19 protein-coding genes are annotated in these 21,671 nt (G+C 31.8%); 7 read left to right on the forward strand and 12 right to left on the reverse strand.

Features of this window, described 5'->3' with window-relative positions; translation table 11 throughout:
* Positions 1-60 precede the first annotated feature (60 nt).
* From ACY3JJ_RS09220 to ACY3JJ_RS09230, 3 genes are all read right to left on the reverse strand, one after another.
* Positions 61-1,014, reverse strand: coding sequence for a phosphoglycerate dehydrogenase (locus ACY3JJ_RS09220; protein ID WP_463091738.1), 954 nt, complete (start codon positions 1,012-1,014; stop codon positions 61-63).
* Between the two features lie 18 nt (positions 1,015-1,032).
* Entirely contained in the window at positions 1,033-1,878 is an 846-nt protein-coding gene (locus tag ACY3JJ_RS09225) for a MurR/RpiR family transcriptional regulator (protein ID WP_463091739.1), read from the reverse strand.
* A gap of 125 nt (positions 1,879-2,003) precedes the next feature.
* A complete protein-coding gene (locus ACY3JJ_RS09230) occupies positions 2,004-2,783 on the reverse strand; it encodes a sugar phosphate isomerase/epimerase family protein (protein WP_463091740.1) in 780 nt (259 codons plus the stop codon).
* Positions 2,784-2,907: 124 nt separating this feature from the next.
* On the opposite strand from ACY3JJ_RS09230, the gene ACY3JJ_RS09235 reads away from it, so the two are divergent.
* From ACY3JJ_RS09235 to ACY3JJ_RS09245, 3 genes are read left to right on the forward strand one after another with little or no spacing between them, the layout of a single operon-like run.
* Positions 2,908-3,087, forward strand: a complete 180-nt coding sequence (locus ACY3JJ_RS09235) for a hypothetical protein (protein WP_148806048.1) — start codon at positions 2,908-2,910, stop codon at positions 3,085-3,087.
* A gap of 18 nt (positions 3,088-3,105) precedes the next feature.
* Positions 3,106-3,369, forward strand: a complete 264-nt coding sequence (locus tag ACY3JJ_RS09240; protein ID WP_463091741.1) for a hypothetical protein — start codon at positions 3,106-3,108, stop codon at positions 3,367-3,369.
* A gap of 9 nt (positions 3,370-3,378) precedes the next feature.
* A complete protein-coding gene (locus ACY3JJ_RS09245; protein WP_463091742.1) occupies positions 3,379-4,371 on the forward strand; it encodes a DUF128 domain-containing protein in 993 nt (330 codons plus the stop codon).
* Here ACY3JJ_RS09245 and argH read toward each other — a convergent pair.
* Genes argH through ACY3JJ_RS09280 form a run of 7 tightly spaced genes read right to left on the reverse strand, consistent with a single transcriptional unit; the run spans position 4,361 to position 14,581 of the window.
* A complete protein-coding gene (gene argH / locus ACY3JJ_RS09250; protein ID WP_463091743.1) occupies positions 4,361-5,803 on the reverse strand; it encodes an argininosuccinate lyase in 1,443 nt (480 codons plus the stop codon). The genes ACY3JJ_RS09245 and argH overlap by 11 nt on opposite strands.
* Positions 5,767-8,934, reverse strand: coding sequence for a carbamoyl-phosphate synthase (glutamine-hydrolyzing) large subunit (gene carB, locus ACY3JJ_RS09255; protein ID WP_463091744.1), 3,168 nt, complete (start codon positions 8,932-8,934; stop codon positions 5,767-5,769). Before carB ends, argH begins: the two co-directional genes overlap by 37 nt.
* Positions 8,935-8,948: 14 nt before the next feature.
* Positions 8,949-10,022 carry a glutamine-hydrolyzing carbamoyl-phosphate synthase small subunit gene (carA, locus tag ACY3JJ_RS09260; protein WP_463091745.1) on the reverse strand — a complete coding sequence of 358 codons (1,074 nt, stop codon included), beginning with the start codon at positions 10,020-10,022 and terminating at the stop codon, positions 8,949-8,951.
* Entirely contained in the window at positions 10,019-11,182 is a 1,164-nt protein-coding gene (locus ACY3JJ_RS09265; protein ID WP_463091746.1) for an aspartate aminotransferase family protein, read from the reverse strand. The genes carA and ACY3JJ_RS09265 overlap by 4 nt, the downstream gene beginning before the upstream one ends.
* Before the next feature lie 9 nt (positions 11,183-11,191).
* The gene (gene argJ / locus ACY3JJ_RS09270; protein WP_463091747.1) at positions 11,192-12,367 is read right to left on the reverse strand and encodes a bifunctional glutamate N-acetyltransferase/amino-acid acetyltransferase ArgJ; all 1,176 of its coding nucleotides are present in this window, start codon (positions 12,365-12,367) and stop codon (positions 11,192-11,194) included.
* A 17-nt stretch (positions 12,368-12,384) separates the two neighbouring features.
* A complete protein-coding gene (argC, locus tag ACY3JJ_RS09275) occupies positions 12,385-13,395 on the reverse strand; it encodes an N-acetyl-gamma-glutamyl-phosphate reductase (RefSeq protein WP_463091748.1) in 1,011 nt (336 codons plus the stop codon).
* Positions 13,388-14,581 carry an argininosuccinate synthase gene (locus ACY3JJ_RS09280; RefSeq protein ID WP_463091749.1) on the reverse strand — a complete coding sequence of 398 codons (1,194 nt, stop codon included), beginning with the start codon at positions 14,579-14,581 and terminating at the stop codon, positions 13,388-13,390. Before ACY3JJ_RS09280 ends, argC begins: the two co-directional genes overlap by 8 nt.
* Positions 14,582-14,728: 147 nt before the next feature.
* On the opposite strand from ACY3JJ_RS09280, the gene ACY3JJ_RS09285 reads away from it, so the two are divergent.
* Positions 14,729-15,190 (forward strand): FHA domain-containing protein, encoded by a 462-nt coding sequence (locus tag ACY3JJ_RS09285; RefSeq protein ID WP_463091750.1) that lies wholly within the window; start codon positions 14,729-14,731, stop codon positions 15,188-15,190.
* Here ACY3JJ_RS09285 and ACY3JJ_RS09290 read toward each other — a convergent pair.
* Together ACY3JJ_RS09290 and argF are read right to left on the reverse strand one after the other, a co-directional pair.
* Positions 15,187-17,190, reverse strand: coding sequence for a protein kinase domain-containing protein (locus tag ACY3JJ_RS09290; protein WP_463091751.1), 2,004 nt, complete (start codon positions 17,188-17,190; stop codon positions 15,187-15,189). The two genes, ACY3JJ_RS09285 and ACY3JJ_RS09290, sit on opposite strands and share 4 nt — an antisense overlap.
* Before the next feature lie 38 nt (positions 17,191-17,228).
* A complete protein-coding gene (gene argF / locus ACY3JJ_RS09295) occupies positions 17,229-18,158 on the reverse strand; it encodes an ornithine carbamoyltransferase (protein ID WP_463091752.1) in 930 nt (309 codons plus the stop codon).
* 111 nt (positions 18,159-18,269) lie between these two features.
* Here argF and ACY3JJ_RS09300 point away from each other — a divergent pair, with 111 nt between their 5' ends.
* From ACY3JJ_RS09300 to ACY3JJ_RS09310, 3 genes are read left to right on the forward strand one after another with little or no spacing between them, the layout of a single operon-like run.
* Positions 18,270-19,532, forward strand: coding sequence for an MFS transporter (locus ACY3JJ_RS09300; RefSeq protein WP_463091753.1), 1,263 nt, complete (start codon positions 18,270-18,272; stop codon positions 19,530-19,532).
* Positions 19,498-20,394 (forward strand): AEC family transporter, encoded by an 897-nt coding sequence (locus ACY3JJ_RS09305; protein WP_463091754.1) that lies wholly within the window; start codon positions 19,498-19,500, stop codon positions 20,392-20,394. The genes ACY3JJ_RS09300 and ACY3JJ_RS09305 overlap by 35 nt, the downstream gene beginning before the upstream one ends.
* 1 nt (position 20,395) lies before the next feature.
* Positions 20,396-21,634 carry a DUF401 family protein gene (locus ACY3JJ_RS09310; protein WP_463091755.1) on the forward strand — a complete coding sequence of 413 codons (1,239 nt, stop codon included), beginning with the start codon at positions 20,396-20,398 and terminating at the stop codon, positions 21,632-21,634.
* Positions 21,635-21,671 lie beyond the last annotated feature (37 nt).

Here is a 21,671-nt window from a genome sequence, read left to right on the forward strand (position 1 = left end):
TTGTAATTTTAAGAATCCCAATGATTTTGCGTTTCCATTCCCACCCCCAATTCTCATAATTTAGCAAACCCTAAATTTAGGTTCTTTACCCTTCAATACTGAAATAAGATTATCAATTGCCATAAACGTCATATTCTCTATTGATTCTTGTGTATGTGCCCCAATATGTGATGTAATTACTACATTATCCAGTTCAATAAGAGGTGAATTCTGAGGGGGTTCATCTTCAAGTACATCCAATCCAGCTCCATATATTTTCCTTTCTTTTAGAAATTTGTAAAGATCTTCTTCATTTATTATTCCTCCTCTTGATGTATTTATTATTATTGCTGTTTTCTTCATTAACGATAGTTCTCTCCCAGAGATTAAATATCTGGTTTCCTCTGTTAATGGAATATGAATAGTTATAATATCTGACTTCTTCAATAATTCATCGAAATCCACATATTTAACATTTTCTTTCTCTGCCCATTCATAGTCTGGAAACTTATCATAACAAAGGATATTTAAATCAAAGCCTCTTAATAACTTTATAACCCTTTTCCCTATACTTCCTGTACCTATTACTCCAAGGGTTTTTCCATATAATTCATACCCTATGAATCTATCCCATTTCTTTTCCCTTACCCTACTATCAGAAAGGGGAATGTTTCTTAATACAGAGATAATTAAACCTACAGTTAACTCTGCCACTGCATTACTATTAGCATTGGGAGTATTTGTAACAACAATATTTCTCTCTTTTGCTGCCTCCAAATCTATATTATCAACACCAACTCCATATTTTGAAATGACCTTTAATTTTCTTGCATTATCAATTACTTTTTTTGTTATTGGATCTATACCAACAATAATACCATCCATATTTTTAATAAGCTCTACCATTTCATCCTCTCTAATAACCCTTCCATAGGGATTTACGACAATTTCTATCTCTGCATCTTTTAACAATTTCCAAAACTTATCTTTTATATATTCAAAGCTTCTTGGAGTAATAAGTACTTTAAATCTCAAACGCCTCGCTCCTTTCTTTTAAAATCTCTTAGGAACTATTGCCTCTCGAGTAAGCTTCAAGTTTTCTATAGTCTTATCTAATCTTTTTATAGCAACACCAATATAAAGAGTATCTATTATTGAAAGTTGAGCAATTCTAGCAGAAGTACTCTCAGTTCTATAGAAAGTCTCTTCAGAGGATACAGATAATTTAATATCTATAACTCTATCCATAGGGGTTTTAGCATAGTGTGTGATCCCTATAGTTGTAGCACCTCTTTCTTTTGCTAATGCCAGTGCTTCCACTATATCTTTACTACTACCAGATGCTGATATTCCAATAGCTACATCCTGAGGTTCTAAAATACTAGCAGACATAGCCATCATATGACTATCTATATATGCTACTGTAGGAATACCTGTTTTCATGAACTTGTGCTGAGCATCAAGGGCAACAGGACCAGAGCCACCAACCCCATATATTTGAATTTGCCTTGCATTACAAAGAGCATCAATAGCTCTTTCAAGTTCATTTACAGATAATACATTCAAAGTAGCTTCCATGGCCCTTATATTTGCTGAAAAAATCTTCTTTAAAATTGTTTCCAAATCATCCCCTTCCTGAACAGCCTGATGTACTGTCTTTATAGGTTGAATCTTATCCATAGCCAATGCTATTTTTAATTCCTGGAAACCTCTAAACCCCATCTTTTTACACATTCTTACTATAGTAGCCTCGCTAACCCCAATTCTTTCAGCCAATTCTGTAATTGGAAGGTGCAAAACTTCTTGCCAGCGAGTCAATATATAATTAGCAACTTTTTCCTCCGACTCTCTAAATAAATGTTTTTTCTCCTTTATTTTTTCCAAAACATTATTTTCCATTTTAAACACCTCAGAAGAAATTTTTCTTCATAATCAAAAATATTTCTAAATACTACATTTAAATAATAATACATGAGAAGATATTTAGTCAATAGATTATATGGTGAAAATTTTTTACATAAAAACTAAATGTTACTCAATATATTTCTGGACTTTTCAAATAAAATATTCACAAAATCTTTTGGTTGCATTTTATCATACTCACGTCTTCTTATCTCTGGTACCACATATCCATCAAAACCCCCTTCCCTTAGGTAGCTAAAAATCTGAACAATGGGTATAACACCATCTCCAGGAAAGAGTTGTTGATGCTCTCTTAAATAATATCTCGGAACATTTTCTGCATCTTTTAAGAGTATAAACTTAACTAAAGAGAGATCTTTATTTGCAAAAACATCAAGCTCTTCACCAGACAAATAATAATGAAATATATCAAAATACAAGAAAACATTATCTATACTTCTTGTTAATTTATATGCTTTTCCAAATGTATTTACAATACCATAAAAGTTATTTTTAATCACTAATGGAATATCAACTATCTCCTTCAATCTTTCCAAATTCCTTTTAAAAACTTCCATGGCAACAATAAAACTAAGATTTTCAGGTTTTATATCTGAATTAATAAAAAAATAAGGTATGTTTAAACGATGAGACAAAACTAAAATCTCTTTAATCTTCTTCTCATCAAATTTCTCTCCCACATTTTCATCATGAATAATCATAAGCGGTCTTAAATCATATTCATGAAGCAAATTTCTCAAATCATCAATGCTCTTCTCTTTTAAGAAATCTTTAATTTTTCCTATATCTAATATTACATATCTTGAAAAATCTTTTCCTAAAAACAAAACCTCTTCTAAGGACAAATTCCAAATATTACTTGTTGACCATACTAATTCCATAAAATCTTTCCCCCCTTTCTTTTTTTACTATTCAAATTCTAACATAACTTGCCTAATACATTAATCTATGTTAAACTATTCGAGAAATACTAAAGGAAATATCGTATAGGAGGTTGAAAAGATTATGAGAAAACCAGAAGAAATAAGACAGCTAATTCAAGAGCTAAGTAATTACAAGCATTCTAAATTATTAGATAGCTTTGGGCCTGAGTATATAAGAAGAGAAACAGCTCAAAAGATGATTGCTTTATTAAGATGGGTATTAGAAGATCCTTCTGTACAGATAAATCTTAAAAAAGACTAATTTTAGGGAGGATTAATATTGAAGAAGAATCCTAAAATAAACTTTGATTGGGAAGAAAAATTGATAACTTTTTATTATACAGCTTTAGAGAGTTATGTAGATCGTTTAGAACTCTCTGAAAGGTTGAAAGATGAGCTTAATGGAGATATAGATGATGATGATTACCTCCTACTTGCTCAATTTCTTGCTTTAGCTACAAAAAAGTTTCTTATGCAAGAAGGTTGGCTAAAGCAAGATGAAGATTGGGATTTATTCTTTCCTCCCTCACCATATATCCATTAAAGATAAGAGATGAATAAAGATATAGAAAGAAAATTAGTGGCAATTCTTGAAATATTAAATAACTATACAGAACCTGTAGGAGCTAACACTATATCTAAAAAATTAGTAGAAAAAGGCATAGAACTATCTGAAAGAGCAGTTAGGTATCACCTAAAGATAATGGATGAGAGAGGTTTAACAAAAGTATCGGGTAAAAAAGGAAGAATCATAACAGATAAAGGTAGAGAAGAAATCAAAAAAGCTTTAGTTGCGGATAAGTTAGGATTTATTATTAGTAAAATTCTAAATTTAGCTTATCAAGTAACCTTAGATAAAAATGGAAAAGGCAATGTAATTTTAAACTTATCTATAATCAATAAAAAAGACCTCAAAAAATCCCTTCAAATTATAAAAGAAATCCTTAAAAAAGGATATGGAGTAAGTGACAAAATAATCATCTTTGACAAAGAGGAAGAAGAAATTACCCCTGGTATAATTGTTCCAGAAAAAAAGGTAATTGTTGGTACAGTATGCAGTGTAACAATACATGGAATTTTATTAAAAAGAGGCATTCCTTTGGATGCTAAATTTGGTGGAGTATTAGAAGTTAAAAATCATGAACCAGTAAGATTTTTAGAAGCCATAAATTATAATGGTTCTACTTTAGACCCTTTAGAAGTATTTATTAAAAGTAGGATGACATCTATATTATCTACAGTAAAAAAGGGAGAAGGCAAAGTACTTGCAACATTTAGAGAACTCCCAAATACAGCAAGAGATGAGGCTGAAAAAGTTATAGAAGAAATAAGAGATCTTGGAATAAAAGGTAAAATCTATTTGGGAAAACCAAATCAAGAGCTATTTGGTATTCCAGTAACCCAAGGATCTATAGGTTTAGTAATTATTGGAGGTTTAAATCCCTTAGCAGGAGTTATTGAATCGAACATTGAAGCTGAGAACGAAGCTATGAGTATACTTTATAAATATGAAGACCTTATACCTATTAAAGATGTTATAAATTAATTTTCTCAATAATCTTGTCTATAGTTGGCAGTTTATCTTTTATAAGCTCCCATTTTAATTTTTGATCTTCTATAGACTGTCTTTTCTTTTTTATTACATCTCTATTTAATGATGGATTAGGACTTCCCCATGTTTTCTTAGATTTTATACTTTCTTCTGGATTTAATAATTTAAAAATTTCTTCGTCAAAAAGGGGAGAAAAATTTTTCCATTCATCTATACTAAGTTCCTTAAAACTCTTTGAATTATCTTCACAATACTTTACTACTTCTCCCACCGTTTTATGAGCATCCCTAAAGGGCATCCCTTTTAAGACTAAATATTCTGCTATATCAGTTGCATAGAGAAAATCATTTCTTAAAATCTTTTCTATTCTATCCATATTAAATTCTAAATTCAATATAAAATTACTCCATACTTTTAATGCCAATTTTAATTCGTCTATCACTAAAAAAACTGCAGGTTTATCTTCCTGGAGATCTCTATTATAACTTAAGGGTAAAGCCTTCAAAATAGTTAGAATATTCACAAGGTTACCTATAATCTTCCCTGTCTTTCCACGGGTAAGTTCAGCTACATCAGGATTTCTTTTGTGAGGCATCATACTACTACCTGTGGAGTATTCTTCTGGAAGTCTAATAAAAGAAAATTCTTGTGTAGACCATATAACAATCTCTTCAGAAAGCTTAGATAGGTGAGTAAAAACAAGAGATGAAAAATATATAAAATCGGCTACAAAATCCCTATCAGCCACCGAATCCATACTATTATCTGATACTTCTGAAAACCCTAAAATTTCTGCTACATAATATCTATCAAGTGGTAGATTACTTCCTGCTAAAGCTCCAGATCCAAGAGGCATTACATCCAATCTTTTATAAAGTTCACCCAATCTTTCTAAGTCTCTTGCAAACATTGAATCATAAGCCAAAAAATAGTGCCCTATAGAGACTGGCTGTGCTTCTTGTAGATGAGTATAACCAGGTATAGGAAAATCTATATATTTCTCCGCTATATATAAAAGATTTTCTCTAATCTTCAAGATCAATTGAGAAAGTTCATATGCTTCTTCTCTTAAGTAAAGCCTCAAATCTAACGCAACTTGATCATTTCTACTCCTTCCAGAGTGTATCTTTTTGGCTATATCACCGATTTTTTGAGTTAGATTTTCTTCTACATACGTATGAATATCTTCACTATCCTTTATATTATCAATATCATCTTTTAAAAATTCATAAAGATTTTTAATTTCCTCTACTAAAACTTTTATCTCCCAATTTGTTATTAGACCAATTTTATTAAGCATTAATACATGGGCTAAAGTACCAATTAAATCAACTTTAAATAGCCTTTTATCAAAATCCAAAGAATAAGTAAATTCTTCCACAGCTTTATCTAATGATTTTCTCCAACGGCTTCCCCAGAGAGCCATACTTTCTCCTTATAAAAATCTTGAACAGCTCTACAATCTACATCCAAATCTCCAAATTCATCAAGCATTTTTATAACAGCATTAAACATATCCTCTGTAACAATACATGGCAACCCAATATCATAACAAGCTCTTCTCCAACCTTTATCCTTATCTTCTATAGCAATAACAAGGTCGAATTCGTAAGATGCAAGGGTAGACATTTCATCATCCTTGAAATTCACTTTTATAAATCCTTCTTTATCTTCAAGAGAATAAAGTTTATAACCCTTTAAAATTAGTTTTTCCCATGGGGCTGAGAAAACAGAGGTTACAAATATTTTCCCTCCATTTATTGGAATTTTAATACCACTGGCATAAAGAGCCTTATAAAGAGCTTTAGCCCATTCATAATCTATTCCCATAACTTCACCTGTAGATCTCATTTCGGGACCAAGTTCTACTTCAGCACCCTTAATCTTGGTAAAGGAAAATACAGGAGCCTTAATAGCATAATAATTTGGTTTCGGATAAAGGCCAGGTTTTAAGCCAAGCTCTCTTATGGTGTATCCTAAAGCAATTTTAGTTGCGTATTTAACTAAAGGAAGTTTTAATGCTTTACTTAAATAGGGTACAGTCCTTGATGCTCTTGGATTTGCTTCTAAAACATATACTTCGTTTGTCTTATCAGAGATCACATATTGAATATTTAAAAGTCCTTTAACTTCAAGTCCTAAAGCTATTTTAGTAGAGTAATCCACTATAGTATCTATTATTTCATTTGATAGAGAATAAGGTGGAAAAACAGCGGTACTATCTCCAGAATGAATTCCTGCCCTCTCAATATGCTCCATAACTCCCGGAATAAAAACCTCCTTGCCATCACAGAGTATGTCAACCTCTGCTTCCTTACCAACAATAAACTGATCCATCCATAAGGGAAGAATTATATCCCTTCTTTTAAAATAACTTTCCAAAGTTTCCATATCTTTTACAATTATCATTGCCCTACCACCCAAAACATATGAAGGCCTCAATAATACAGGAAAACCAATCTCTTTTATTACCTCTTTTGCCTCTTCTAAGCTTCTTATATAAAATCCTTTAGGTCGTGGTATTTTATTCATCCTTAAAAATCTATCAAATTTTTCTCTATCTTCTGCCAAATCAATACTCTTTTGAGAAGTACCAAGTAGATAAAACCCTCTTTTTTCCAGATTCTTAGATAAGTTTATAGCTGTCTGTCCTCCAAATTGGGAGATAAATCCAAGAGGTTCTTCCTGTTCCATAATATTAGTCACATCTTCACTTGTAAGAGGTTCAAAATAAAGTCTATCAGACATATCAAAATCTGTACTTAACGTCTCAGGATTATTGTTAATCATTATAGAAACAAGTCCCTCTTCTTTTATTGCCTTAACTGCATGGACTGTACAATAGTCAAATTCTATTCCCTGTCCTATTCTTATAGGTCCACTACCTATGACCACTACTGACCTTTGTGGATTTTTCTGAGCTTCGTTCTCATCTTCATATGTAGAGTAGTAATAGGGAGTATTAGCAGAAAATTCGGCAGCACAGGTATCTACGATCTTATATACTGGAAAGATTTTATGAAGTCTTCTATAGGCGAAAATATCTTCTTTTGTAGCCTTAAGGAAACATGACAAATCATAATCTCCAAATCCAATCTTTTTCAGACTCTTTAACTCTTCAGGTGAAATTTCATTAAGAGATTTATCTTTATATATTTTGGATATTTCTATAAGGTTATAAATTTTTGTTAAGAAAAATTTATCAATTTTAGTTAGATCATAAACTTCTTCTATGGAATAACCTCTCATAAATCCTTCAGCTATAAGGAATAATCTTCTATCATCCGCATTTTTCAATCCATGTATTACCTCTTCATCTGACATATAAGAAAATCTTCTATCAAATAATCCCGCTTCGACTTCTAAGGACCTCAAAGCTTTAAGTAAAGCCTCTTCAAAAGTTCTACCAAGAGCCATGACCTCACCAGTAGCTTGCATCTGTGTTCCAAGTTTCCTATACTTAACTTTAAATTTTTCAAATCCCCATTTTGGAATTTTAACTACCACATAATCTAATGTAGGTTCAAAAGCTGCGTAAGTTTCTCCAGTTACTGGATTTTTAATTTCATCCAAGGTTTTTCCAATAGCAATCTTAGCTGTAATTCTGGCTATAGGAAAACCTGTTGCTTTTGAAGCTAATGCCGACGATCTGCTTACTCTTGGGTTAACCTCAATCACAAAGTATTCCCTTTTATATGGATTTAAAGCAAATTGAATATTGCATCCACCTTCAATCTTCAAAGCTGTTATAATTTTCAAAGAAGCACTCCTAAGCATTTGATATTCTATATCATTAAGAGTCTGAGTAGGTGCTACAACAATACTATCACCAGTATGAATTCCCATAGGATCAACATTTTCCATACTACATACTGTTATTACATTTCCTTTTCTATCTCTCATTACTTCAAATTCTATTTCTTTCCAACCTACCACACTTTTTTCAAGAAGGGCTTGACTTACAGGGCTCAACTTTAAACTTCTCAATAACGCTTTTTCAAATTCTTCCTCTGTTTCTACAATTCCCCCACCAGTACCTCCTAAGGTATAAGCTGGCCTTATCACTAAAGGAAGGCCGATAAGCTCTAAAGCTTTTCTTCCTTCATCCATAGATCTTACAACAATACTTGGTAAAACAGGTTCACCAATCTCTTCCATCCTCTTTCTAAAAAGTTCTCTATCCTCTGCCATACTTATAGATTCTAACGAGCACCCTAAAAGAGGAATTCCATATCTCTCAATAATCCCTTTAGATGCAAGTTCCATTGCTAAATTCAAGCCTGTTTGTCCACCAAGAGTAGCAATTATACCATCTGGTCTTTCTTTTTCAATAATTCTTTCTACCACTTCAGCAGTAATGGGTTCTATATAGATCCTATCTGCCATTTCCCAATCTGTCATGATTGTTGCGGGATTAGAATTTATAAGTACTACTTCAATCCCTTCTTCTTTTAAAGCTCTACAAGCTTGAGTACCTGAATAATCAAATTCTGCAGCTTGACCAATAACTATTGGTCCTGAACCAATCACAAGTACTTTTTTATACTTTTTAGACAATCTCTTTCACCTCTCTATGAAATTAGATTGTAAAAATCATCAAAAATATATTTTGTATCCCATGGACCAGGAGATGCCTCAGGATGGAACTGTACAGCTATTAAAGGATAGGAATCATGCTTTATTCCTTCCACCGTATTATCATTAAGATTATAGTAATTTACTTCAAAACCTGGTGGTAGAGTTCTATCATCAACAGCATAACTATGATTCTGAGAAGTTATAAAAGTCCTTCCAGAGTCCACATGATAAACAGGATGATTAGCTCCTCTATGTCCAAATTTTAATTTATAGGTTCGAGCCCCCACACTTAATGAAAGAAGTTGAATTCCAAGGCATATACCAAGAATCGGTCTTTCCAGTTTTAATATTCTCCTTATAGTCTCTTGTACATATGGAACATTGGAAGGATCCCCAGGACCATTTGAAAGAACTATTCCATCTGGATTATAGCTTTTAATATCTTCAAAGGATGCCCATGCTGGAAAAACTTTTATTCTTAAATTATACTTTAGAAGCTCTCTTATTATGCCTCTTTTTACTCCAAAATCTATCAGGGCAATTTTCTTATCTCCGTCCTCATTTATTTCGTAAGAAACTGTAGTAGTAACCCTTCTTACAAGATCTAAATAATTAAAATCATAAACACCAAGCTTTTTAACTAATATAAAGGGATCTTTCTCTTTGGTAGAAATAATAGCTTTCATAGTGCCAAATTTCCTTATTTCACGAACTATAGCCCTTGTATCTATTTTGTGGATACCAATTATCCTATTTTCTATTAAAAATTCCTCTAAGGATTTATCACTATTCCAATGAAATTTATAATCATTAAATTCTCTTGCAACAACACCTGCACAATGAATCTTATTACTTTCCAATCTTTCAGAATCTATTCCATAATTTCCTATTAAAGGATAGGAAAAGACTATTATTTGATTAGCATATGATGGATCAGTAAGTACTTGGGGATATCCTACCATGCTGGTATTAAAAACTATCTCACCTACTGTTTCTCCTTTATATCCAAAACTTTCTCCAATAAAACTATGGCCTGTTTCCAAAACAAGAATTGCCTCTTTGCTCATAAGTTTTCACTCCTCTTTAATAAAACTTCTCTTATTTTTGAAATGCCATAATCTATTTCTTCTCTTTCTATGATAAGAGGAGGCAGTAGTCTTAGTACATTTTCACCTGCGGATAAGGCTACTACACCTTTCTCAATTAATTCCTCCAAAATATCTCTTACTTTAATCTTTAACTCCATACCCCACATTAACCCCATACCTCTTATATCTACTATCAATGGAGATTCATTTTTTAACTCCAGAAGTTTTCCTTGAAGATAGGACCCCTTCTCCCTAACCTCCCTTAAAAATTTCTCATTGCCAATAGTATCCAGTACTGCAATTCCAGCAGAACAAGCAACTAAATTTCCTCCCATAGTAGTTCCATGACTGCCAGGAGTCATAGCACTTGCTATATCTTTAGTGGTACAAACAGCCCCTAATGGAAGTCCTCCCCCTAAAGCTTTTGCAAGAAGAATTATATCTGCTTGTATCTCATAAAACTCCTCAGCCAGAAAATATCCTGTTCTTCCTATTCCAGTCTGAATCTCATCAAGGATAAGAAGAATTCCTTTTTCCTTAGTTATCTCTCTTACCCTTTTAAGATATTCCTTGTCAGCTGGATAAACACCGCCCTCACCTTGTATAGGTTCCAATATAATAGCACATGTTTCTTCATCTATAGCTTCCTCTAATACCTCTATATTATTAAAAGGGACATAAGTAAATCCAGGTACTAAAGGTTCAAAACCCTCATGATATTTCTTTTGTCCAGTGGCGGATAAAGCACCATATGTTCTACCATGAAAAGAATTTTGCATACTTATAATCTTCCACTTTCTACCCTGGAAAAACTTACGAGCCAATTTAATACTTGCCTCAACAGCCTCAGCGCCACTATTAGATAAAAAAAATGCCTCCCTTTTTGTAAGGGAGGCAAGTCTTTCCAAAAGTTCAAACTGCGGTAAATTATAAAATAGATTTGATACATGAGCTAATTTTTCTATCTGATTTTTGACCTTTTCAACTATATGAGGATGGGCATGTCCTAAAGCATTAACTCCAATACCACTACTTAAATCCAGATACTTATTTCCGTTGCTATCAAAAAGCCAAATACCTTCACCTCTTACAAAGACAGGCTTAAACCTTTTATAAACAGGAAAAAATCTATCTTCCATTTTTCCACCTCATGTCCTATAATATGCATTTATTTTTACATATTCCTCCGTCAAATCTGAGCCCCATGAAACTGCATTATATCTACCTTCATTTAATACTATACGCACCATAACTTCCCTATTCTTTAAATAATTTTTGACTTCCTGAGAATTATACCTTAAAGGTTCATTTTTTGCAAAAACTAAATATTCGCCAATATAAAGCTCTATCTCGCCTAAATCGATGTTATATCCCGTTTGACCAATACTTGCTAATATTCTACCCCAATTATCATCCCCACCAGCAAAAGCAGCTTTTACTAAATTAGAAGTAATAACAGCTCTTGCTAAAACCCTTGCTTTTTTCAAACTTTCCGCCTTTTCAATTCTAACCTCAATCAATTTAGTAGCCCCTTCGCCATCTTTTGCTATCATCTTTGCCAAATCTTCAGTTAACATGTCAAATCCTTTTTGAAAAATATTCTCTTTAATTTCCTTTTCTGAAGTAGCAAAAAAAAGAATCGTATCATTTGTGCTGGTACATCCATCTACACTTATCTGATGAAATGATTTATCTACACCTCTTCTAAGAACTTTCTTCATAGCCTCTTTTCCTAATTTAGCATTTGTGCCTATAAAAACCAACATGGTTGCCATTTCAGGATGAATCATACCTGCTCCTTTTGCTATTCCAGATATTATTACATCACCATATTTAACAGATGACATTTTGGGAAAAGTGTCAGTAGTCATAATTGCTTCGGCCACTTCTCTTCCTGAATTCTTAGATAAAACCTTACATGCCAAATCAATTCCACTAACTATCTTATCCATTTCCAGATATGCTCCTATTTTACCTGTAGATGCCACAAAAACTAATTCCTTATCAATACCTAAATTTTGGGCAACTCTTTCTGCCATCATCTCTGCATCCTTTATTCCTTTTTCTCCAGTACATGCATTTGCCTGCCCACTATTTATAACAATTGCTTGGATCATGCCATACTTTTCTAAATGCCTCTTAGAAACAATAATAGGAGCAGCCTTAACAGTATTTTTAGTAAACATAGCTTCAGCAAAAACTGGTTTATCAAGCACAATTAGAGCAAGATCCAATTTATTATTTTCTTTTAAGCCACAGGATACAACTGCTGCTTTTACACCATTTATATCAGTTATATAAATTTCATCAAATTTCCATACCATATTTATCTCTCCTTAATCTATGGATATAAAGGTAAAAAATCAAGTCCTTCTTCCTCTGAAAAACCAAACATAATATTCATGTTTTGTACTGCTTGTCCCGCAGCTCCCTTTATCAAATTATCTATAGCCACAAATATTAATGCATTTTTAGTATTCTTATCTACTTGAGCACTTATAAATACCCAATTCGTCCCTCTTACTTTCTTAATTTCTGGGGAAGTAAAAGGAGGAAGAACTTTAACAAAAGGTTCATTTTTATATATATTCGTGTACATTTCAAAAAGATCTTCAGAAGATATCTCTTCATTTAAAGGTACATATATGGAAGCAAATATACCTCTAAAGGTTGGTAAAAGTTGAGGTACAAATAAAACTTTTATATAACCAAATTCTTTAATCACATTCTCTATTTCAGGCAGATGCCTATGATTTAGAATAGAATAAGCCTGAAAATTTTCTGCAATATTTCCATATATATTTTTATCAGAAGGTTTTCTACCTGCTCCTGAAATCCCAGATTTTGCATCTATAATTGCAGATCCAAAAGTCTTTCCTTCCTTAATCAATGGATATATCCCTAAAATAGAAGCAGTAGGATAACACCCAGGATTTGCAATATATTTTGCCTTTTTTATTTCTTTTCTAAAAATCTCTGGAAGTCCATATACAACTTCCTCTAATACATTAGGTAATGTATGTTTTATACCATAAATTCTCTCATACTCATAAGGATTTTTAAATCTAAAATCCGCACTTAAATCTATGAATCTTTCTGGAACTCTACTTTCTGATAAAATTTTTAAAAGCTCCCCATTTCCAAGGGCAAAAAAGAATAAATCTAAATCATCCACATATTCTTGGTAATCTTTTCTTTCCCTTATTATTAACTTGTCACTTCTAAATATATCAGCACTATCAAAATGATCAGTAAAAAGATAGATTTTTTCTACTTTCCCATGTTTCAATAAGATCCGAGTAAGCTCTTGTCCTACATATCCAGAAGCACCTACAATACCTACTCTAATCATTTTGGTTTCCCCTTAATGCATATAGATAATTTTGAAGTCCAAAAAGTTTTATAAAACCTACTGCTGACTCAGTTGAAAAGGTACTTCCTTTATCATAAGTAGCAAGCCCATGATCATACAAAGAGTAAGGAGACATTCTTCCTACTATAGAAAAATTCCAAGGCATAAGCTTTATCCTTACTTTTCCTGTGACTCTTTCTTGAGTTTTATCCATAAAGGCCTGAATAGCTTCTCTAAAAGGATCAAACCAAAGGCCATAATATACAAGTTCAGCATATTTCCCCTCAAGAATCTTCTTAAAATGTGCAAGTTCTCTTGGTAACACCATATCTTCTAAAGCTTCATGGGCCTTTATTATTACCACCGCAGAGGGTGCCTCATAAATTTCCCTAGATTTGATTCCCACAAGTCTATTTTCAATATGGTCTATTCTTCCTATCCCATATGAACCAACGATCTCATTCAAATTTCCTATTATTTGCAATAAATTTTTTCTTTCACCATTTAATTCTACAGGGATTCCTTCTTCAAAAGTAATTTCAATATAAGATGGTTCTTCATTCTTTAATTTTGTCCATTGATAAATTTCCTCTGGAGGCTCCTGCCATGGATCTTCTAAAATTCCACCCTCTATACTTCTTCCCCACAAATTCTCATCAATACTAAAAGGACTTTTTCTTGAAACAGGTATAGGTATATTATTCTCTATTGCATAATCAATCTCTTCTTCTCTCGAAAAATTCCATTCCCTTACTGGAGCAATAATTTCTAAATCTGGTGCTAATGCCTTCACCCCGAGATCTATTCTAACCTGATCATTTCCTTTCCCAGTACACCCATGAGCCACATACTTTGCTCCATTTTCCTTTGCTACTTTAACTAAATATTTAGCAATAAGAGGTCTTGATAGAGCTGTGGCAAGAGGATAAACCCCTTCGTACATTGCATTAGCTTTTATAGCAGGAATTATATAATCATTTACAAATTCTTCTTTTAAATCAAGAACATAAGCCTTCTTTACCCCTAAATTTTCAGCCTTTTTCTTTATTTCTTCCAAATCTATTCCCTGCCCAATATCTACTGTCAAAGTTATTACATCTAATGAATATTTTTGCATAAGCCATCTTATGGCCACAGAGGTATCTAATCCTCCAGAATATGCAAGCACTACTTTGTCTTTACTCATAACCATATACCTCCCAATCAATTTTGAAAAATTATACCATAAAAATGCAATTTTATGCATTCTTTTAATAAACTTTAACAATCATTGCCAATTTTCGATTTTTCTTATATAATCAACAAAAAAGATTTAAAGAAAGGGGGAAGGATATTGAATATTTTTTTGATTATTTTATTAGTAATCTTTATTGCCCTATTAATATATGATATTTATTTGAGAAGAAAGGAAAAAGGGAAAATCAATATCCAAAAGATGGGTAAAAATGATATAATAACTGGCACTTCTAATACTATGAAAATGGATGCTACACTTCTTCCTATAAACTGGGCATATTTAATCATAAAACATGGAGAAGATAGAGGTAAAGACTTTAAAATTATTAAAGACGAAACAACTATTGGAAGAGAAAGGGAAAATGACATTGTAATAGTTAATCCCACAGTATCAAGATTTCATGCAAAAATAATAAGAAGTGAGGATAAATATTTTATAGAAGATTTGGGAAGTGCTAATGGAACAATGGTAAATGGATTAAAAGTTAATAAGGAACTTTTACACGATGGAGACATCATACAATTAGGAGATGTGGTCTTAGTATTTAAATGCCTCTAATTATCTTTTTTATCTTTATCCCTTCTTATAATTGTATCTGAAGATGAAATATTTTTCTCTTCATAAGGATGTAAAGGATAACCTCTATTGAGGTCATCAATTAATTCTTCTGGGGTTTGATATCTAAATTCTGGAAAACGGGCAGTCATTTTTTTAATAATCATAGATATTCCCTCAGGTATATTGGGATTGATACTCCTTACATCTGCTAACTCTTCTTGATATCTTTTTAACATAAGAGAAATAGTTGTTTCCTCAGCATAAGGTAATAATCCAGTTAACATTTCATAAAAAACTATTCCTAAGGAAAATATATCAGATCTAATATCTACTTTTTTACCTTCTAACTGTTCTGGAGATGCATACTGAGGAGTACCCATAAAAATACCTGTTTGGGTTAATGTAGCAAGTCCACCTATTCGGGCAATTCCAAAATCCATGAGTTTTACTTTACCATCATTAGTTATCATAATATTTTGAGGTTTTATATCTCTATGTACGATATTTTTTGAATTTGCATAGGAAAGAGCACAAGCTACCTTCTTTATAATTTCCACTGCTAAATCCACAGGTATAGGACCTTTCTCCTCCATAATTTTCTTCAAATCTTTTCCTGACACATATTCCATTACCATAAATACATAATCATCCTCTTTCCCGTGATCAAGCACCTTAACGATACTAGGATGATCAAGATCTTTACATACTTGTATTTCTCTATAAAATCTTTCTAAAACCTCTTTATCTTCTGCATATTGGGGATGAAGAATTTTTATAGCAACATCTTTCTTAGTAACTAAATCTTTTGCCAAATAAACTGAAGCCATACCCCCAGATCCTAGTTTTTTCAATATTTTATATCTTTTCTTAATAGTAATTCCTTCTAATCTTTCCTTAGGCAGTATACTCTGATATACCAAATTTCCTAAAAAACCCAATACCGTCCCAAGAGAAGGAGAAACCACAGGAGCTATAATATGTTTCAAGAACAAATAATAAGAAAGTCCAAAATATAATAAGATAAGAAAGATAGTTATAAAAACATTCAAAACCATCTTTTTACCTAAAAAAATACCTGTAAAAAATACAGAAAGAAAATTAATTATTAGAATTAAAGGGGAAATTAGGGTTTTAAAATAATCATCATTTAACAAATTATCAAGAATATTAGCATGGATTTCTACACCCGGCATATATGAATATGATTTTCCAGAAGGAGATAGATATCCTGAAAAAGGATGGAGAAAAATGTCCTTTAACATAGGAGATACAGCTCCCACAAAAACAATCTTATTCTTAAAAGTATTAGGAGTGAATCTCCCATTTAAAACGTCTATATAGGAAAAATATCTAAATGATCCTTCTCCACCCCTAAAATTTATATAAAAGAAATCAGGTAATTTATAAATATATTTATATGGAAATTCATTTCTAACTATTCCATAAACCAAAAGCGGGAATGAATAGTATCTAACACCTGTCTCATTTACTTCATAAGGTCTTGCCCTTCTAACCTTATTATCTTCATCTATTAATACATTACTATAACCCGTAGCAAGAGAAGCTTCCTTTATTATATCTACCGGTTCTTTTAGAGAAAGTAGACTTATATTAAGTCTTTTATCAAAATAAGTATATAAATAACTAGATAAAACAACTTTCTTAAAGGATTTCAAGCTTTTAGCAAACATGGTATCCTTAGCTGTTTTAGTATCAAACAAAATATCGAAAACTACAAGTTTAGGATTTTCTTTTTTTAGAACTTCAAGAAATCTACCATGAATAGATCTTTCCCAAGGCCAATTTCCAATACCCTCAATTGAGTTATCATCTATACCAACAATAACAATATCTTCTGAGGGTTTTGTCTCTCCCCTAATATGAAATCTTAGATCTATAGTTTGTTTCTCCCATACCTTAAAAAAGGTTAAAGAGGACAAACCTAAGAGTAATACAAAGAATACTAAAAGTATACCTATCTTAATGAAAACCCTTCTCATAGAAATATTTTACACTAAAAATGAATTTTCAAAAAGCATCAAATAAACAATGCCAAGATAGCTTTCTGTACGTGTAATCTATTTTCTGCTTGATCAAAAACCACCGAATGTTCCCCATCCATAACATCATCTGTAATCTCTTCACCTCTATGGGCAGGAAGACAATGCATTACTATAACATCATCTTTTGCCAAACTAACAAGATCTTTGTTTAACTGATATGGAGGAAAAACCTCTCTCCTCAACTCTTTTTCTTCCTCTTGTCCCATACTTACCCATACATCTGTATATAAAACATCAGCATTTTTCACTGCTTCTTTAGGATCTTCTATAATTTTCACACTTCCACCTGTTTTCACAGCCAACTCCTCAGCCTTTCTTATAACCTCTAAAGGAGGATAATATTCTTTCGGAGATGAGCATACTATCTCCATACCTAAAAGAGCTCCTGCCAAAATTAATGAATTAGCCACATTATTCCCATCTCCAAGATAAACTATCTTTAATTTTTTATATCCTTTTTTTTCAAAAATAGTATAGTAATCAGAAATAACTTGACATGGATGTTCCAAATCAGAAAGCCCGTTTATCACCGGTATATTAGACCATTTTGCTAATTCTTCTAAAGTTGAATGTCGATAAACTCTTGCCATTATACCATCCACATATCTTTCAAGTACCCTCGCTGTATCAGAAATTGTTTCTCCTCTCTTTATTTGCATATCTTGAGCATTAAGATAAAGAGGATAGCCTCCTAATTGATATACCCCTACCTCGAAAGATATTCTTGTCCTGGTAGATGGTTTTTCAAAAAATAAGGCTACTGTTTTTCCTTTCAGATAATCATGCTGTTTTTTTCCAGAAAGAAAATCACTTTTCAAACTTTTAGCAAGAGAAAATATATACTCCATTTCTTCTTTTGAAACATCCAAAATAGAAAGTAGATCTCTTCCCTTCATATATCCCATAAAAGTGATCCTCCCAACAAATAATTATTTTCTTGATTTTAAATTATACATTAAATTTTTCATTTAATATTAGTCTTATCTGAAGATTAAAAATTTGATATTATAAAAGCTATGAGTCTAAGAGAAAAGGATTATAGCTGGAACTTTATAGTCAATGCCATAGATAATGCATTCTTTAATTTGGGAATGACCTTTGGTTCTATTCAGACCCTCTTACCCTTATTTGCCAAGAATTTAGGTGCTGGAAATCTTGAGATTGGATTAATTCCTGCAATTGCAAACTTAGGATGGGCAATTCCAGCCATATTAGGTGCAAGAGCTTCAGAAAGATATAAAAGAAAAATAGAATTAGTATTAAAAGTAACCATGGGAGAAAGACTTCCATATCTTTTTATGTCTTTTATAGCCTTCTTTTTAGCATCTCCTTTTCCAAAACTTTCTTTATATCTGTCATTATTTTTACTTGCCATTGCAACATTTTCAATGGGATTTTTAGGACCTCCTTGGATGAGCATGATAAGTAAGGTAATACATCCAAGTAAAAGAGGAACCTTTTTCGCAATGGGAAATGGTTTAGGAGCTATAATGGGGATTGGAGGTGCTTTTTTAGCGAGATATTTCCTTTCCACCTATCAATTTCCAATAAACTTTGGCTATTCTTTCCTTTGTGCTGGAATAGCTCTATTAATATCCTTCGTTTTCCTATCTTTGACCAGAGAGGAACCTGACGAAAATGAAGTTCAAGATACATCCCTCACTGAGTATATCAAAAGTATAAAGATAGTCTTTAAAGATAAAAATTTTAGAAATTATACAATCTCAAGAATTCTAAACACCTTTTCGTTATCCTTCATCAGTTTTGTGTCAGTATTTTCTGTAAAACAATTTAAAATTCCAGATAAGATAGTTGCAGATTTTACAGGTATCCTTTTAATTTCTCAAGCTCTTTCATCCTTTATCATAGGCCCCATAGGAGATAAATTTGGTCACAAGATAACCCTCCTTTTGGGAAGAATTTCAACAATAATATCTCTTATTCTTCTCTTAACTGCAAATAATATAATTTCTTTCTATATGGTTTATATTTTTATCGGAATTATAAATAGTGCTTTCTATGTTGGAGATTTAGCCTTCATACTTGATCTTTCTCCTTCCCAAAGAAGAGAACTTTATTTAGGATCTATCAACCTTATTTTTGCACCTTTTTCCTTTATAGCTCCTATTTGGGCAGGAAAAGTCGCAGATACAAAAGGATATTACTTTCTTTTTCATTGCTTACTCATTTTAGGAATAATAAATATTCTATATTTCGTATATAAAGTGGAGGATCCCAAGAAAAATGTCAAAAACATTAATAACTCTGATTTTAATTAGTTTTTTAGGATTTATCTCTAAATATAAGATATTTAGAGAAGAAGATAGAGAAATATTTTCAAAATTCGTATACAACTTTTCTTTACCTGCTTTAGTATTTTATTCTATCTACACTAACCCCCCACAAATTTCATTATATAAAGTAGTAATTGTAGAATGGATAGTTAGTATCATAACTGGTATTCTTGCTCTACTTATAGGTTTTGGATTAAATCTAAACAAAAAAACTATTGGAAGCCTTTTTCTTGTAAGTGTGGGTGGTAATGTAACCTTTCTTGGATATCCTATTATGGAGAAACTTTATGGAAATCAAGGTTTAACTGTTGCTATCATTTATGATCAATTGGGTATGATTATTTTTATATACACAATAGGTATTATCTTGATAAGTTTGCTAAGTGTTCAGAAAGTAAATCTTAACTTTACAATAAAAAAAGTAGTAAATAATCCCCCTTTATGGGGATTAATTTTAGGATTTATACTTTCTCCCTATAAACTTCCTGATTTTTTAATTGATAGTCTTTCCATATTAGGAAAAGCCACAACACCACTCATGATGTTTCTTTTAGGTTTATCCTTTTCAAAACCACAAAAAAACAATAAATCCACATTAGGTATTATCTCAGGTATTACCTTAAAACTTCTTTTATTTCCCTTTCTTGCTTTAATCTTTTCAAGAGTATTAGGAATAACCGATGTACCCTATAAAGTCACTGTATTAGAATCTGCTATGCCATCCATGCTAACAGCCTTAGTGCTTGCTTTACAATTTGATTTGGACTCTGTTTTTGCCTCCCATGTAATAATTTATTCCACATTAATTTCTCTTATCACATTAAACTTATGGATAGGGGTGATATAAGATGATAGCTCTCTTAAAGGTAACCATTATTTTTGGTATTATTGTAGTATTAATATCCAAAAAATTCCCTCTTCATTGGGCACTTTTAGGTGGAAGCATAATTATGGGTATAAGCTTTGGCCTATCCATAAATACTATTTTAAAATCCTTTTTTGAAGCAGTTAAAGACTGGAATACTATTAGTCTTCTTTTAATCCTATATCTCATAGCAGTATTTGAATCCATATTAAAAGAAAAAGAAGTATTAAAAAAAATGGTTAATTCGCTAAAAACTTTGATTAAAGACGATAAAATTCGTTTGATATCCATGCCAATCATAATGGGCCTTCTTCCATCTGTAGGCGGAGCTCTTTTTTCTGCACCTTTCATAGAAGAATCAACAGACAATGATAATTTAGAACCTGAAAGAAAAAGCTATATAAATTATTGGCTTAGGCATATATGGGAACCATTTCTACCTATATATCCAGGAATTATATTGGTTTCAGCTCTAACCCAAACTCCTATAAACATTCTTGTAAAAGAAGCATTACCATATGGATTATTCGTACTTGCTATAGGTTTACTTTTTTCCTTTTATAAAATGCCTTCTAAAGAGATCGATTCCTTAGAACAAGCTCAAGATCAAAATTTAGAAAACCAAGGTATATCAATTTCTCAAAATCCCATTAAAGATTTTATAATCTCCTTCCTACCTATTTTGATATTAATCTTTGCTGTAATCTTTCTTCATTTTGATCTTTTATATGTTCTTTTAGGAATTGTTATTTTGCTTTTTGTCATATTTCGTTTTGATACACACCAAATTTTTAATACATTAAAGACTTCAATAAAACCACAGAATCTAATCTTGATATTAGGGGTAATGATCTTCAAAAAAATGTTAGAAGTTACAGGAGCAGTATCAGATATTGCCTATTTACTTAACTTTTCTTTCATTCCAACCCCTCTTATTTTCTTTTTGATACCCTTTATAGTTGGCATATTAACTGGAGTTACCTCTGCTTCTATTGGAATTAGCTTTCCAATATTAGTGGGAATGCTTCCATATGTTAATCCATTAAAATACATCTTATTGGCATTCTTAAGCGGATATCTAGGAGTAATGGTATCTCCTATGCATCTTTGTTTAGTTCTTACAAGGGAATATTTTAATGCTGATTGGAATAAAGTTTACAAGTATATAATGAAAAGTGGAATTTCACTTGGGATTTTCATATTTATAAGATTTATGATATAATTAAAACATAATCTTTCTAAAGGAGGATTAAAAAACA

It is taken from the genome of Dictyoglomus sp. DH, from assembly GCF_055181375.1.

Coding starts and splice junctions, on each gene's coding strand:
- ACY3JJ_RS09225 (WP_463091739.1), bottom strand. CDS start 1,878: ATGGAAAATAATGTTTTGGAAAAAATAAAGGAGAAAAAACATTTATTT.
- ACY3JJ_RS09230 (WP_463091740.1), bottom strand. CDS start 2,783: ATGGAATTAGTATGGTCAACAAGTAATATTTGGAATTTGTCCTTAGAA.
- ACY3JJ_RS09235 (WP_148806048.1), top strand. CDS start 2,908: ATGAGAAAACCAGAAGAAATAAGACAGCTAATTCAAGAGCTAAGTAAT.
- ACY3JJ_RS09245 (WP_463091742.1), top strand. CDS start 3,379: ATGAATAAAGATATAGAAAGAAAATTAGTGGCAATTCTTGAAATATTA.
- argH (WP_463091743.1), bottom strand. CDS start 5,803: ATGGCTCTCTGGGGAAGCCGTTGGAGAAAATCATTAGATAAAGCTGTG.
- carA (WP_463091745.1), bottom strand. CDS start 10,022: ATGAGCAAAGAGGCAATTCTTGTTTTGGAAACAGGCCATAGTTTTATT.
- ACY3JJ_RS09265 (WP_463091746.1), bottom strand. CDS start 11,182: ATGGAAGATAGATTTTTTCCTGTTTATAAAAGGTTTAAGCCTGTCTTT.
- argJ (WP_463091747.1), bottom strand. CDS start 12,367: ATGGTATGGAAATTTGATGAAATTTATATAACTGATATAAATGGTGTA.
- argC (WP_463091748.1), bottom strand. CDS start 13,395: ATGATTAGAGTAGGTATTGTAGGTGCTTCTGGATATGTAGGACAAGAG.
- ACY3JJ_RS09280 (WP_463091749.1), bottom strand. CDS start 14,581: ATGAGTAAAGACAAAGTAGTGCTTGCATATTCTGGAGGATTAGATACC.
- ACY3JJ_RS09290 (WP_463091751.1), bottom strand. CDS start 17,190: ATGAGAAGGGTTTTCATTAAGATAGGTATACTTTTAGTATTCTTTGTA.
- argF (WP_463091752.1), bottom strand. CDS start 18,158: ATGGGATATATGAAGGGAAGAGATCTACTTTCTATTTTGGATGTTTCA.
- ACY3JJ_RS09300 (WP_463091753.1), top strand. CDS start 18,270: ATGAGTCTAAGAGAAAAGGATTATAGCTGGAACTTTATAGTCAATGCC.
- ACY3JJ_RS09305 (WP_463091754.1), top strand. CDS start 19,498: ATGTCAAAAACATTAATAACTCTGATTTTAATTAGTTTTTTAGGATTT.
- ACY3JJ_RS09310 (WP_463091755.1), top strand. CDS start 20,396: ATGATAGCTCTCTTAAAGGTAACCATTATTTTTGGTATTATTGTAGTA.